This window comes from uncultured Treponema sp., from assembly GCF_934725225.1.
Classification (GTDB): domain Bacteria; phylum Spirochaetota; class Spirochaetia; order Treponematales; family Treponemataceae; genus Treponema_D.
Map to the genome: position 1 here is coordinate 271,433 of NZ_CAKVAM010000003.1, position 14,689 is coordinate 286,121.

The 14,689-nt window shown below is 36.8% G+C and carries 15 protein-coding genes and 1 tRNA gene; 10 read left to right on the top strand and 6 right to left on the bottom strand.

Translation table 11 applies throughout. The features are described from left to right. The first annotated feature begins 2 nt into the window (after positions 1-2). From rplS to Q0H92_RS06215, 8 genes are all read left to right on the top strand, one after another. Positions 3-476, top strand: coding sequence for a 50S ribosomal protein L19 (gene rplS, locus Q0H92_RS06180; RefSeq protein ID WP_294014909.1), 474 nt, complete (start codon positions 3-5; stop codon positions 474-476). Between the two features lie 95 nt (positions 477-571). Next, on the top strand, positions 572-1,606 hold the full coding sequence (locus Q0H92_RS06185) for a hypothetical protein (protein ID WP_296012987.1): 1,035 nt from the start codon (positions 572-574) through the stop codon (positions 1,604-1,606). Further along, the gene (locus Q0H92_RS06190; RefSeq protein WP_296012989.1) at positions 1,603-1,866 is read left to right on the top strand and encodes an EscU/YscU/HrcU family type III secretion system export apparatus switch protein; all 264 of its coding nucleotides are present in this window, start codon (positions 1,603-1,605) and stop codon (positions 1,864-1,866) included. Before Q0H92_RS06185 ends, Q0H92_RS06190 begins: the two co-directional genes overlap by 4 nt. Further along, a complete protein-coding gene (locus tag Q0H92_RS06195) occupies positions 1,863-2,225 on the top strand; it encodes a YraN family protein (RefSeq protein WP_296012991.1) in 363 nt (120 codons plus the stop codon). Before Q0H92_RS06190 ends, Q0H92_RS06195 begins: the two co-directional genes overlap by 4 nt. A gap of 3 nt (positions 2,226-2,228) precedes the next feature. Beyond that, positions 2,229-2,393, top strand: coding sequence for a hypothetical protein (locus Q0H92_RS06200; RefSeq protein WP_013701199.1), 165 nt, complete (start codon positions 2,229-2,231; stop codon positions 2,391-2,393). 19 nt (positions 2,394-2,412) lie between these two features. Beyond that, positions 2,413-2,904, top strand: coding sequence for a hypothetical protein (locus Q0H92_RS06205; protein WP_296012994.1), 492 nt, complete (start codon positions 2,413-2,415; stop codon positions 2,902-2,904). Positions 2,905-2,979: 75 nt separating this feature from the next. Next, a tRNA-Leu gene (locus Q0H92_RS06210) sits at positions 2,980-3,067 on the top strand. 52 nt (positions 3,068-3,119) lie between these two features. Beyond that, positions 3,120-4,013 carry a TatD family hydrolase gene (locus Q0H92_RS06215; RefSeq protein ID WP_296012996.1) on the top strand — a complete coding sequence of 298 codons (894 nt, stop codon included), beginning with the start codon at positions 3,120-3,122 and terminating at the stop codon, positions 4,011-4,013. A gap of 61 nt (positions 4,014-4,074) precedes the next feature. On the opposite strand, the gene Q0H92_RS06220 is transcribed toward Q0H92_RS06215, so the two are convergent. Then, the gene (locus tag Q0H92_RS06220) at positions 4,075-5,655 is read right to left on the bottom strand and encodes a glucose-6-phosphate isomerase (RefSeq protein ID WP_296013223.1); all 1,581 of its coding nucleotides are present in this window, start codon (positions 5,653-5,655) and stop codon (positions 4,075-4,077) included. Positions 5,656-5,785: 130 nt separating this feature from the next. On the opposite strand from Q0H92_RS06220, the gene Q0H92_RS06225 reads away from it, so the two are divergent. Together Q0H92_RS06225 and Q0H92_RS06230 are read left to right on the top strand one after the other, a co-directional pair. Continuing rightward, a complete protein-coding gene (locus Q0H92_RS06225; protein WP_296012997.1) occupies positions 5,786-8,179 on the top strand; it encodes a hypothetical protein in 2,394 nt (797 codons plus the stop codon). A 60-nt stretch (positions 8,180-8,239) separates the two neighbouring features. Further along, complete coding sequence (locus Q0H92_RS06230; protein WP_295796983.1) at positions 8,240-8,710, top strand: ArgR family transcriptional regulator; 471 nt, start codon at positions 8,240-8,242, stop codon at positions 8,708-8,710. On the opposite strand, the gene Q0H92_RS06235 is transcribed toward Q0H92_RS06230, so the two are convergent. From Q0H92_RS06235 to Q0H92_RS06255, 5 genes are read right to left on the bottom strand one after another with little or no spacing between them, the layout of a single operon-like run. After that, entirely contained in the window at positions 8,707-11,286 is a 2,580-nt protein-coding gene (locus Q0H92_RS06235) for a Smr/MutS family protein (protein WP_296012998.1), read from the bottom strand. The genes Q0H92_RS06230 and Q0H92_RS06235 overlap by 4 nt on opposite strands. After that, on the bottom strand, positions 11,283-11,930 hold the full coding sequence (locus Q0H92_RS06240; RefSeq protein ID WP_296013000.1) for an HAD-IA family hydrolase: 648 nt from the start codon (positions 11,928-11,930) through the stop codon (positions 11,283-11,285). Before Q0H92_RS06240 ends, Q0H92_RS06235 begins: the two co-directional genes overlap by 4 nt. A 1-nt stretch (position 11,931) precedes the next feature. Then, positions 11,932-12,777 carry a metal ABC transporter permease gene (locus Q0H92_RS06245; protein ID WP_296013002.1) on the bottom strand — a complete coding sequence of 282 codons (846 nt, stop codon included), beginning with the start codon at positions 12,775-12,777 and terminating at the stop codon, positions 11,932-11,934. A 6-nt stretch (positions 12,778-12,783) separates the two neighbouring features. Continuing rightward, entirely contained in the window at positions 12,784-13,617 is an 834-nt protein-coding gene (locus Q0H92_RS06250; RefSeq protein ID WP_296013003.1) for a metal ABC transporter ATP-binding protein, read from the bottom strand. Beyond that, positions 13,617-14,546 carry a metal ABC transporter substrate-binding protein gene (locus tag Q0H92_RS06255; protein WP_296013005.1) on the bottom strand — a complete coding sequence of 310 codons (930 nt, stop codon included), beginning with the start codon at positions 14,544-14,546 and terminating at the stop codon, positions 13,617-13,619. Before Q0H92_RS06255 ends, Q0H92_RS06250 begins: the two co-directional genes overlap by 1 nt. Positions 14,547-14,689 lie beyond the last annotated feature (143 nt).

The following is a 14,689-nucleotide window of genomic DNA, read 5'->3' on the forward strand; positions in this document are numbered from 1 at the left end:
AAATGGATCTTATAAAGACTATTGAAGAACAGCAGAAGAAACCTAACGCAGAATACTTCAGCGTAGGAGACACTGTAAAAGTTCACTTTGAAATCATCGAAGGAAAAACAAAGCGTATTCAGATTTACGAAGGCCTTGTTATTTGCTTCAAGAACTCAGGAATTTCAAAGACATTCACAGTTCGCAAGACTAGCTACGGTGTTGGCGTTGAGCGTGTATTCCCAGTAAACAGCCCGCGCATTATCAAGGTTGAAATTGTCCGCCTTGGAAAAGTTCGCCGCTCAAAGATTTACTACGTTCGCGACAAAGTTGGAAAAGCTGCAAAAATTAAGGAGCTTCTCGGACCAAAAGCAAACGCAAAACTTGCAGCAGCTAAGGCAGCAAACGCAGCAGAAGACAAGAAAGAAGCCGCAATCAACGCAGAGCACAAGGCAGAAGAAGCCGCAGCATCTGCAGCAGCAAAAGCAAAGAAATAAGATTTTTAATAAATCCTGTATTCTTACAGCTTAATCCAAGGGAAGATACATTTTGTGTCTTCCCTTTTTTTGTCAATATTTATAAAATTACCAAAATGTCCGCAGCAATCGACAGCATAAAAAACGCATACATTCAAAGCCAGAACATTCCGCAGAAAAAACTTGCCGCAGGAGACGAAGTTTCTGTAAAAGTCATAAAAAATCTTGGAAACGGAAACTACACAGTTTTTCTGCAAGGCGCAAAAATCAGCGTAAAAAGCAAAATCCCGCTTTCAGAAGGAAGCTCATTCAAAGCCACGCTCGAAATCGGCGCAGATTCAAAAATCATTCTAAAAACAGTTTCGGAGCAAAAAAATGCGGATTTCTTTCCGCGCACGCTATTGGAATTTTTAAATTCGGCGGGAATTGAAGCGGATTCCGTTGTTCTAAAAATTGTCCAGCAGATGATTCAAAGCGGCGTAAAACTTGACAAATCGATAATCAGAAAAGCAAAATCAGTTTCAGCTTTGTTTCCGGGAAAAGAAAAACAGGCGGCGGAAATTTCAGCAATGCTAATGGAAAAAGGAATCGAGCCGGAAGAAAATTTAATAGAAAAGTTTTTACTTTTAACAGAGCCCGCAAAATGGAAAAATTCCGGCAACAAAGAAAAGAACAGCGCGAAAAGCAGCGAAAACTTCCTAAAAAAAATCTACAAGGAAATTCCAGAAAACAAAGACGGAATTCTTACGCTTGCAAACCACTTAAAGTCAAAAGACGGAACCGGAAAGCACTGGATAATCCTCCCCTTTTTGTGGCAGCTTGAAAAAGACGAAGCGAAAGGCTTAATCAGAATTTTAATTGATTTTAACAAAAAAATAACAGAAAAAATACAAATAAATTGCGAATTTGAGTGGAAAAAATTTTTTTTTGTGTTATATTTAAATAAGAGCAAGGTTACGGAAGTGCGGTTCTGTACATTACCGTCGCTTTTGACCTCTAACATTCATTTTGAGGAAGAGCGGCTTGGAGAATTGCTTTGTTCCGGCATGAACGGCGATTCTGTGACAGTAACCTATTCCACCTTGGCTTTTTCTGACAGTCTTTGCACTGATTCAGAACTTTCCCTGCCATTCAAGGATTCTGCTGTATGAAAACGACAAGAAATTTTTTCGCAGTTTCCTTAAAATATCCTGAAAATGCAGACGCGCCGTTTATTTCAGCAAAAGAAAGCGGAATTCTCGCAAAAAAGATGGTTGAAATCGCGGAAGAAAATAACATTCCAGTTGTAGAAAACGACATTGCGGCAAACGTTCTTTCAATGCGGCAGATTGGAGAATGCATTCCAGAAAGCACTTGGAAAGCGATTGCAGAAATTTTCGCCTTTATAAAAAACACGGAAAAAGCCCAGTGAAAGAATCCACGCGGACAAAAGGAATAACAGGCGAAGAAAAAGCCAGAGAATTTCTAATCAAAAACGGATATTCGATTCTTGACAGAAATTTCAGAATCAGGGAAGGCGAAATCGACATAATAGCGGAAAAGCAGAATTTTATAGTTTTTGTGGAAGTCAAAAGTCTTCCGCTCGGGAATGTTGAAATTCTTGCGCACGAGCTCAATTCAATAAAAAGAAAAAAGATTATTAAAACTTCTAAATGTTACCTGCAAAAACATCGACAATATAATAACAGATTCATACGCTATGATGTCATAGCAATTGATGTTCCGGGGCTGGATCCGGTTTATCATATTGAAAACGCTTTTTCGGAGTAAATAATGCAGGCTGTAAACAATGCAACGCCAAATTCAGCACTTTCTCCCCGCATAAGGGAACTACAGAAAAAAATTCAGGATGAAAACTATATAAATTCAGCCGTAGACAGAATTGCGCTTATAATGAGCCGCCATATTGTAGAATTTCATATAGAAAAAAAATTGTAATTGAACTATAATTCATTTCATGCGAAGAGACAGACATTCAAGAAGACACAGCGGAAACTGGAAAAACAACAGCAATAATAATAGAAGGGATTTTGAAGAGCGGAAAAATTTTCAGCCGCAAAAGCCAGTTTTTCGTCCTACAATAAAATCTGTGTCGCCAGAGCAAATTCAGCATGATGAAGAAGCCATAAAAAAATTCAAGTCGGCAAACCAGCCTGTATGCACAGTCTGTGGGCAAATTATCCGGGACATTTCGACCGCAATAAACAAAAAAGGCGAAGACTCTTTAATTCACTTTGACTGCGCAATTGAGCTTATTTCAAAAAATGAAAAAATTGAAACAGGCGACAAGCTCACATACATCGGGCAAGGCAGATTCGGAATTGTGCATTTTGCAAGTCCAAGCGACACAAAGCATTTTTCTATAAAAAAAATAATCGACTGGGAAGAAAAAGACAAGAAACCTGAATGGCGCAACGAAATGGCTGACCTTTACAGCAAAATCAAATAATTTTTGAATATATTCAGCCGGAATCAGTTTTTGCAGTTGAAAGAACTTTTAGAATTCTATATAATATTTTGCGTCGCCGGGATGGTGGAATAGGTAGACACAAGGGACTTAAAATCCCTCGGCAATTTAACCTGCCGTGCCAGTTCGATTCTGGTTCCCGGCAAACAGCAGGCAGCTTGAAAAATTCAGGCTGCTTTTTTTTTCGAGGTTTTAAAATGTTTTCAGACACGCATTTTCACTTTCATTATCTGGTTGAAAATAATTCACAAGAATTCGGAACTGAAATTCTTGAGCAGATGGCAAAAAACAGAATTTATTTCGGGCTTGATGTTGGCACAAAATGCTCGGACTTGACTGAGCGCGCGCAAATCCTTGAGGATTGCCTGGAAGAAATTCCGGATGTGAATCTGCAAAGCAAACTGAAAAAGTCGATTTTTTTCAGCGCAGGAATTTGGCCTGATCCGGATTCAATAAAAGAACGTGAAGCCTGCCTGGAAGAGCTTAGGGAAAGCATTGAAGAATTCAAGGAAAGTTCAAGTTGCTTTTCTTCACATCTTGCGGCGATTGGCGAAGGCGGAATTGACCATCATTGGAATCCAAGCGGACCAGACGGACGCAACGAATCAGACTTTGACAAAGAAATGTTTTTTGGCGAAAAAGAGCTTTTTGAAATGCAGCTGGAACTTGCAAAGGAACTTGACCTTCCGTTTATTGTGCATTCGCGGGACGGATTTGAAGACACAGTCGATGTGCTCCGCGCGGCAAACTACAACAGGGGAATTATCCACTGCTTTTCTTACGGACTGAACGAAGCAAAAACATTTCTTGACTTGGGCTGGTATCTTGCATTTGGAGGCGCAACCACATACACAAAAAAAGCAAAAATGGATGAGCTTATAGAACTTTTGCAGTACGTTCCCAAAGACAGAATTCTTCTTGAAACAGATTCTCCATATCTTGCGCCAGTTCCGATGCGCGGAAGCGAAAATAATCCGCTTTTAATAAAATACACTTACGAATTTATTTCTGAAAAAATCGGGCTTAGCGTGGACAAGCTGAATAAAATCGTGGACGACAACTGCAGCGAGCTTTTCAGGCTGAAAAAATAAAAAACGCCGGAAGAATCGCATTGAATTTTTCCGGCATTAAAAAAATTTTAAGCAGAACTTTTTACTTTATAAGAAGCTCAGCATAAGCTTTCAGCGCGCCTTCCATTTTTCCTGAAAGAACTGACTTTGCAAGAGTTTTTCCGAGCTGAACGCCTTCCTGATCAAAACTGTTTACATTCCAAAGAAATCCCTGGAACATAACTTTGTTTTCGTAATGAGCCAAAAGAGCGCCGATTGTTTTCGGGCTGACCTGCTTTCCGTAAATCAAGCTGGACGGACGTTCACCGGCAAAGAATTTATTTGGATTTTCGTCATTTTTTCCGCAGGCAAAGGCAACAATCTGAGCTACAACATTCGCGCAAAGTTTTGTCTGGCTTGTGGAATTCTGAATTACAACATCTTTTCCAGTCTGATTTTCTTTAAATGCAATAAACTGAAGCGGAATTATGCTTGTTCCCTGATGAAGCAGCTGGTAAAAAGAATGCTGTCCGTTTGTGCCAGGCTCTCCGAAAATTACAGGACCTGTTACATAATTTATTTTTTCGCCAAAACGGTTCACGCTTTTTCCGTTGGATTCCATATCAAGCTGCTGAAGATGAGCCGGGAATCTTGAAAGAGCCTGAGAATACGGAAGAACTGCTGTCGAAGGATATTCCTGAACATTGCGCTCATAAACTCCAATCAATGCGTCCATCAACGCGGCATTTTTTCTTACATCTTTTTCTGTTGCAAGTTTATCTTCTTCTGCCGCGCCTTTCAAGAAATCGTCAAAAACTTCAGGACCAAATGCAAGGCTCAAAATTGCTCCGCCAACTCCAGACGAAGAAGAATAGCGTCCGCCGATATAATCATCCATAAAGAACGCTTCAAGATAATCCGGGCTTTTTGCAAGCGGAGAAGTTTCGCTTGTTACAGCAATCATGTGCTTGCTTGGATCGAGACCGGCATTTTTCAAGAAGTCTTTTACAAACGATTCATTTGTCAAAGTTTCAAGTGTTGTTCCGCTTTTTGAAACAAGAATAAAAATTGTCTTTGAAAGGTCGATAGACTGAAGAACAGAAGCCGCGTCATCAGGATCAACATTTGAAATGAAGTGCGCGTCCATTTTGAAATTTCCAGTTTTCTTTGCCCAGTTTTCAAGAGCAAGGTAAATTGCGCGAGGTCCCAAGTCTGAACCGCCAATACCAATCTGGCAAACGGAAGTAAATTTTTCGCCCTTCTCGTTTACGATTTTTCCAGAATGAACTTTTTCAGCAAAGTCAGCAATTTTTTTCTGTTCATTTATATAAAAATCACGCTTGTTAACACCGTCGGCAACAACATCGTTTCCGAGCTGTCCGCGAAGAAGCTGATGAAGAACCATTCGTTTTTCTCCAGTATTGATTACGTCTCCGTTGTACAACGCTTCGAATTTTTCCAAAAGCTGGCTTTCTTTTACAAGCTCTTCAAAAATCGAAATTATTTTTGAGTTGACTTGCTTTGCCGCATAATTGTAAACAAGTCCGTCTGCCATCTGAATTGAATATTCAGCGACACGCTTTGCAGCATCTGCCCCTGAAAGCTCTTTTGCAACTGAAACACAGCCTTTTAAAGCTTGAAGTTTTTTAAAACTTTCCAATGTGTCTAAGTTATTCCATGCGATATTTGACATGATGATAGCCTCTTAAAAAAATGGTTTGAATCCAAGTATACCAAAAAAAAAAATTATATGCTAGAATGGCAAAATCTTAATTCACAACAAACAATTGTCGATTCTGGAGAATTAGTTAAAAATGAATTTCTTCAATATAAAAAAAGTATTTTTTATCACGTCGATTTTTTTAGTTTCAGCTTTAAAAATAAATTCGCAAGATGCAAGCGGATTTCTTCCTGATGAAATTTTTTTTAGAACAATGACGCAGTCTTACTGCAAGTATTTTGATTTTGCAATTGTAGACGGAAGAATTTACGCAAAGAAACCAAGCGAAAAAAAATGGAAGCTTTTTCTAAAAACCGGACTGCCCTATTCAAAAATGGAAACAACCGGGCTTGACGAATTTCCGATTCCAGAGCGAGTTACAGAAATTTCCGCAGACGGAGACAGTCTTTATGTTTTTGACAATAACGGAATTCTTTACACAACTTTCCTTGACAGAAGCGCGCCGGAATCTCCTTTTATATGGAAAAGAGCGTTTGGATTTCCAAAAGGAGAAAACGGATTTTTAAAGCAAGATGAATTCACAAAAAACAAAAGAGCCTGGTCAATGGGCTGCCGCAGAAAAGATGTTTTGTACCACACGGACATTTATGGAAACGAACATCACTACGGAACAATGGGACTTGAAACAATTTATTTTTTAACAGAAGACGGACTGCACATAAGATTTACAGACAGCGGTCTTCCTGCTGATTTTAGCCGCCAGCTTCAAGTTCCGCAAAATGGAAGATTTATTTCAGAAAGCTTAAGCGCTTCCGCAGATACAATTTTTTTAATCGGCGCAAAAGGAACAATGTACACAAGGCTTGTAGACTTTGACACAATGGGCTGCGATCCAATGTGGTTTCAATACACTTATGACAAACTTGAGCAAAAGAAAAAAGGCAAAAATTATTTTTCAAATTATTCGCCCTGGGCATTGCCGGCAGAAGACTGGCTTGAGCAGCCCAAAATTCAAATTGAAGGAAAAGGCAGACTTTCAAAAATAATAAGCATTGCGCAAAACGGTCAAGGAAACGGAGCTAGAATTTTAAGAGTTGCGGGAACAGATAAAAACGGCAGCACAGGTTTTTATGAAAAAAGCATTTTCGATTCTGAATGGAAATTTGTTGAAAAAGAAATTTTTTTAGAAGAAAGTGATTTTCTTGATTTAACAAAAAGCGAGCTTGGAGAAGAGGCTGAATTTTCATACGCAGGAAATCTCGTAATAAGCGATTCAACAAAAGAAAATTTCAAATGCACTTTAAAAGGCGTTTCATTGATGAGCGAAGACAAATGCCTTTTTGAAATCACTGATGGAGAGCAAATATTTTCGTGCACACTTTTTCCTTTAGAAAAATGGACTTATCCAAAAAGGAAAAATCCGGGATTCGATGGAACTCCAAGGAACTATTTTATAACCGCAGAATTTGATGAATCTAAACTTGAAAATTATTCCGGGGAATTCAAAAAAATAATAGATGAAATTTTTAAAAATAAAAATCACAATCTCTTCGCATTTACTGGAGAAGGCACAAAAGAATATTTTGAAATCGGCATAAACACAAAAAGACCTAAGCTGCTCAAAAAGCCATTTTCATCAAAATCTGCAAAATATATTTTTATGATGACTCGGGAAGGAATTGAAGAAATTCCAAAAATTTCAGAATTCGCATTGCCGCTTTTAAAAGATTTCAAAAATGAAAACTTGCTGCTTGAACAAGGACGAACTTATTCAATAAAGGAAAGAAGTTTTGTTCAAAGCAAAATAGATGAAAACAAAAAATACAGAGAGCTTTTAAACTCAGACTTAGAGCAATTTGAAGAACTGAAAAAAACTGCGCGGCATGCTAGATGGGGATATTCTGGGCTGGATTTTATAACAACAATAACTTTTTTGAATAAAATAAATTTTCCAAAAATAAAGCAACTTTCAACTTACGGAGCAGATTTGCTTGCGACAAATTTTTCTTCGTTTGAAGAACTTGTTCAATATAGAAATTTTGTTTATAGAAAAGTCATAGAGCTGATTGATCTTAGAATTGAAAACTATGAAAAAATAATTCAAGATTTTGACAACAATGAAATTTTCAGCACATTAAATCCGAATTTAAAAAATTCTTTTTCAGAATATTTTGACGAAGTTTCGCTTCCTAAAAAAATGAAGATGGAACATATTGCAATTGAGCAATTCAACGACGTTTCGTATTTGCCGGCATATTATTTAAAAACAAAAAACGGAACAGTTGTAACTATAGTTTTAAAAAACAGCGCAAAAAAAATTTTAGAATTCTTAGATGACAAGAAAAATTTTTCAACATCACCGTTAGTGCTTAATGTTGAATTTATTTCCGAAGAAATTTCAGAAATCGATTTAAAAGAAAACAAGGCATTCAAAAGGATTTCCAATAAAAAAGGAACAATTGAATGGAATGGCAAAACGCTCAAAATTCTATCAGGAAAAAAAATTTTATTTGAAGGAACATTGTAAAAAAACGCCTTGACATAAAATGTATATTTATTCATACTTATGCATATTCTGAGGTATATTTTGAAAGACAGACTTTTGAGACTAAAAACAATCCGAAAATTAATAAAGAACAACAGAATAGAAAGTCAAGATGAGCTTTTAAATCATTTACAGAATGAAGGCTTTGAAGTTACGCAGGCAACACTTTCCAGAGATTTAAAGCTTATGAAAGTTGGAAAAATAAGCGACGGACACAATGGATATGTCTATACAATCCCGGAAGATGAAATTGAAAAAGAAAGTGAGCAAATTTACATCCGGGATTTTTTACGCGGATATGTAAGCATCGAAGCTAGCGGAAATATAATTGTAATAAAAACTTTTGGCGGACACGGAGACAGTGTTGCAAACGCGCTTGACGCAATGAACCTCAATGAAATAATCGGAACTATAGCAGGAGAAAACTGTATTTTTGCTTGCCTTAGGGAAGGCATACAGGCAAAAAATTTCCTTGAAAAACTAAAAGAAAAAATTCCAGAACTTGAAGTTTAAAAAAGCTCGACATAAGTTTTTCCAGTGCCTCCCTCTTCCGGTCTTGCAAAATAAAATTCTTTTACAGAAGGACAATGGTTTAAACAGTCAGCTACAGCCTGCTGCAATATTCCATTTCCCTTTCCATGTATAACTGAGAATTTTTTAAAGCTGCTAATCATGCATAAATCAAGTTGATGTTCAAGAGCCTTTATAGCTTCTTCCGCTCTCATTCCTAAAAGCCTAAGTTCAAACTTTGGAACCTCATTGTTTTCTTCAGTTTTAGAATCACGCTCAATCACAACGGAAACACTTCTATCAACAATTTTGTTTTCCAAAGGAACAATTTGGCTCTGCGGAAAATTCATTTTCATAGAGCCAAACTGAACTTGCCAAATTTCATTTTTAACTTTTCTAACAAGAATGCCTTTGCGTTTTTCATTTCCTGCAAGAACTTCTGCGCCCTCTTTTAACAGTTGTTCCTTTTCGAACTTTTTTTCATTTGAATTTTCAATTTTTAAAACAGAGGCATTTTTTAGTGCTTCAGAATTTGAAAGCCTGTTTTTTGCTTTTTTGTTTTTGGAAGAAAGTGATTTTTTTTCTTTTAAAGATGAAAGCCGCATTCCGTTTTGGAGAATTTTATTTTCTTCATTTTGAAGATCAGAATTTTCTTTTTCCAAAAGAAGTTTTTTCTCTTCTATATTTTTTTCCTGCTCATCAATTTCTTTTGTTGTATCAGAAATAAATTTTCTAACACTCAAAGTTTTTTCACGGGTAATTTCACCTTCCCTTAAAACACGAACTAGATTTTCAAGTTTGCTTCTCATTTCCTGCAAAAACGCAGTGCTTTGTGAATGTTCAAGCTGATTAAGCTCAATTTCTTTTTGAAGCATTTTTATTTCACGTGAATGGATTTTTGCTTCCTTTATAGAAAGTTCATCCTGTTTTTCATTTTGCTTTTTTATAAGCTCTTCAAGTTCAAGATGTTTTTCCGTCAAACCTTTTATCAAAGAGCTTACATCTGCCTGCTGATTTGAAATATAGCTTTTTGCCTGTTCAACAACTTTTTGCGGCAAACCGGAATTTAAAGCTATATCAATTGCGTGGCTTTCTCCCGACATTCCAACAAGAAGCTTATAAGTCGGACGCAAAGATTCAGGATTGAATTCAACAGAAGCATTAACACATTTTGAATTCGTGTATCCGTAATTTTTTAAAACTCCATGATGAGTTGTAACGAGAACAAAAGAATTTTTTTCAAGCAAAGAATCAAGAACCGCCATCGCAATCGCTCCTCCTTCAAGAGGGTCAGTTCCTGTTCCAAGCTCGTCCAGCAGCACAAGACTTTTTTCGTCAGCATTTTCCAAGGCAAGCGCAATATTTTTCATGCGGCTAGAAAAAGTGCTCAACGATTCATCAATTGATTGCTCATCTCCAATGTCGGCAAAAATCGAATTGAAAAAAGGAAGTCTTGTGCCTTCATCAGCAGGAATAGGAAAACCAGCCTGATTCATCAATGAAAAAAGCGCGACAGTTTTTAAAGTTACAGTTTTTCCGCCTGTGTTCGGTCCTGTAATAATCATAATTTTTTTTCCAAACATAAAATTAATTGTTACAGGAACAGCTTTTTCTGCCAGAAGTGGATGTCGAGCATTTAAAATCAACGGCGGCTCTTTTTCAGTATCACAATTTTCAGCAAAAACTCCATGTATTTCAGATTGATATTTTGCGGCGGCACAAGTTGAATCGAGCAGCAACATTGAATCATGGCACAAAATAAAATCAGAACAATATTCCCTTAAACTGTCAGAAAGTTCCTTAAAAATTTTATTAAGTTCAGATTGCAAATTAAATTCTTCTTGAACAAGCTGATTGTTCGCACGCACAATTTCTTCAGGCTCAATATAAAGAGTTTGCCCGGAAGCACTCACTTCATGCACAATTCCCTTTATGGAATTTCTGTGATCCGAGCGGACTGCAAGAAGCTCACGGTCAGCTTTTAACGCCGGAACATTATTTTGCAATGCGGAATTCAAAGTTGAATCAGAAGTATATTTTTTTAATGCAGATTCAATTTCTTTATGAAGCGAGGCAATTTTTTTTCTGATTTCCTTGATGGAAGGCAAATCTTTTACTTCGCCAGTTGAAATATCTATAACAGAAAAAATTTTATTTCTAGCATTTTCCAAGGAAGGCATTGACTGCGCAATTTTTAAAAGCTCAGGAATTTCAAGTTCAAGAGAAGCAGATTTTATGCAGCTGCAAGTTTCATCAGTGTAAGTGCAAAAAAGTCCAAGTGCAAAAATTTGCTCATGCAAAAGAGACGCGCCTTCAACTTTTAGTATTGAAAAAATTTCTTTTACAGGCGGCCAAGATTTCAATGCAGAAGGAAATCGTGAATTTAAATATTTATTCCATTCACGTCCTAATGATTTCAGTTTTGAAACTTCATTAACATCAAAAGAACTTTCCCTTGAAAGCAAAAAAAGTTTGCCTTCTTCACTTGCCGCAAGAGAAGCAACTTTTTCTCTTATTCTATAAAAATCAAAATCGCGGGCAACCTGCCCTTTCAAAAAAATATCTTTTTCGCCGCTCATAAATATTTTAAAATTTCTTCAGGTTTGTCTGCAAGTTTTTGCGCTCCAGAATTCAAGAGAAAATTTTTATCTCTAAATCCCCAAGTTACACTTATGCAAGGAATTCCCGCATTTTTTGCAGTTTTTATATCGACATCAGAATCGCCCACATAAATTGTTTCATCTCTATTCACTTCAAGAATTCGCATAACTTCTAAAACCGAATCTGGAGATGGCTTTCTATTTCTGCCTTCAAAATCGCCAACCGCAGTTTCGCGTTTTATGCTAGAAGAAAAATAATATTCTGCAAGTTCTTTAACTTGAGCATCTGGCTTATTTGAAACAATTCCTGTTTTTATTTTCATTTCATTTAAAGTTGAAATCAAATCTAAAATTCCATCATAAGGACGAGTTTTATTCTGCCAATTTTTTGCATAATTTTCCTTCATTAATAAAACTGATTTTTCATATTCAGGATTTTTCTTTCCATCAGGAATTGCAAGCTCCATAAGTTTTGCGATTCCATTTCCTACAAATTGCCGGACTTCATCTATCGAACGTAAAGGAAAATTCATCTGGTGCAAAGTTTCATTGCAGCTGTCCGCCAAATCATCAAGAGTATTAAGGAGAGTTCCGTCCAAATCAAAAATTACAGCTTTTGTCATTTTAACTATTCTTCTTCAAAAATGAAATTATAAAGCAAATTAAAAAAAATGCGGCATTGACTAAAACAATCGAAGCTCCGCTAGCCGAGCCAGTATAATACGAAAAACAAAGTCCTGCAATTCCGCCGACAAGTGAAATCAATTTTGAAACAACCAAATAACGTCTTGAAGTTTTGCTCACAAATCTAGCAGAAGCTGCCGGAAGCACAAGCATGCTGTTAATCACAAGAAGCCCGGTCCAACGTATGCAAACAGAAACAATTGCAGCTGTCAGCAAAGCAAAAACTTGTTCTATGAAAATTGTTTTTATTCCACGGCTTTTTGCAAATGATGAATGAAGCGAAACAATCAGCATTTTGTTGTAGAAAAAAATCCAAACAAGAAGAAGAGCAATTGCGCAAAAAAACAAAAAAAGAATTTCGTTTGGCTGAATGCTAAGAATGTCGCCCACAAGATATTTTTGATATTTTGAAAAATTTCCGCCGGCAGATAAAAGCACAATTCCCAATGCAACTGAGGTTGAAGAAAAAACTCCAATAATCGTGTCGCTGGAAGATTTTCCTTTTGACTTCACCATGATTATAGAAAATCCGAGCAGCATCGAAAATAAAACCATAGAAACTGTAACATCGCGAATTCCCAAAAGAACGCCAATCGCAATTCCTGTCAAAGCTGAATGTCCAATCGCATCGCTAAAAAAACTCATTCTGTTTGAAACAACATAAGTTCCCAACGCGCCAAAAAGCGGACCTGCAATAATAACGGCAATCAGAGCATTTTTCATAAACGCAGGAGACAACCATTCAAAAGGAAAAACAAAATTCAAAAAAGAATAAATCAGCTGCATAAATTTTCACTCCAATTTTTCATATTCATCAGGAAGCATAATATGTCCGAAAACTTCCATAAAATCTTTTTGGCGGTAAACGTCTTTTACAGTTCCAACGACCGCACTAGCATTATTTATAAAAACAACTCTGTCAGCATGGCGCGCCACCAAATCCAAATCATGGCTTATCAAAAGAATCGTTATGTCAAAATCTCGGCGAATAGAAGAAACAAGCTCGTAAAAAGATTTCAGTCCTACTCTGTCAACGCCGCTAACAGGCTCATCTAAAAGCAAAATATCCGGCACAGGATTTATCGCAAGCGCAAGCATAACACGCTGAAGTTCTCCGCCAGACAAATCACAAACTCTGCGCTTTAAAAGCTGATGTGAATTTGTACATGAAAGAATTTCAGAAGCAGCTTCAATATCTTTTTTTCTGTGCTTTAACCAGACAGGTCTTTTTGATGTGCAAGCCAAAACTAAATCTTCAACGCAGACAGGACTTCCCGGCTCAACAGAAAGTGTCTGAGGAACATAACCAAACACAGGCTTAGTTGTAGTGTACGGAATTCTTTTTCGGCAAGTGCAAAAACGGTCATGGTCAGTTGTGTGATCCTTTCCGCAATTTCCTGCGCACCTTTCGCCTTCAAAAATTATATTTCCTGAATGAGGAATTGTGTTCAGCAACGCTTTTATAAAAGTTGTTTTTCCCGCGCCGTTTCTTCCAACAATCGCAGTAAGCTCGCCGCAATGCAAATGAAGATTTATATCTTTTAAAATATATTCACCGCCAGCTTTTACACTTAAATTTTCGATTCGTGTGCAGCAGACGTGAGATTTTCCAACAAGACAAGGCATTATTCTTCCTCTGAAAAAGCATTCATCAAAACCGAAAGATTTTTTTCCATGCCCTCAATATACGCATTTTTTTCCAGCTGACCATTCACGCAAGGATCAAGCTCATAAACTGAAAGTCCAGTTTCATTGGCAATAATTTTCGCCGCGCCGGAAGAATACTGAGGCTCAGCAAAAAGAACAACATCTTCACCTCGATTTATAACTGATTTTATGCTTTCAATTATTTTTGCCAGCTCCTTCGCGCTCGGAACAGTTCCCGGCTCCTGCTCAATAACTGCCGAAATTTCAAAACCGAATTCCTTTGCAAAATAAGGAAACGCTTCATGGAAAGTTATGATTTTTTTTCCGGCGAAAGGAGCAAGGAAAGTTTTCATTTTTTGTTCAAGAGCATTTAATTTTTCTATGTAAGCCAAAGAATTTTTTTTGTAGCTTTGTGAATTTTTTGAATCAAGAGAACAAAGTCCTTCCGTTATTTTTTGCACTTCGTAAATTGCGCCGGAAACGCTCACCCAGACATGAGGATTTCCGTCCAAAAGCTCAAAACCATCAGAAGCAACAATAAGAGAACCTTTCTTCATGGAAAAAGCCTTGTCAAAAAAATCTTCCATTCCGCTTCCGTTCACAACAAGAATGTCGCATTTTTCAATAAGCTTCATGTCGCCAGTTGTAAGCTGATAATCATGCAAGCAGCCAGTTTCAGCAGGAGCCAAAAGCGAAACTTCAACATCGTCAATTCCGTCTGTCAAATTCAAAAGCATTATGTAAATCGGATAAAAAGACGCCGTTATTTTTATTTTTTCAGAATCAGCTGAAGCAGAAGCCTGTTTTTCCGACAAAGAAATTTTCCAAACTGAAAAAAAGGAAACAATAAACACAAAAAAACAGATTGTAAAAATTAAGGTTATTTTAAGAGATTTTTTTTCTTCCATAAAATATATTCTATCTGAACTAAGCATTATTTACAATAAGACAAAAAATATTATAAATAACAATTTGTTTTTCAGAATAGCTCAAATTTTAGTTGACGTATATATAATTTCAGTTCATAATAGATTTGAATCTTTGAGGAAAA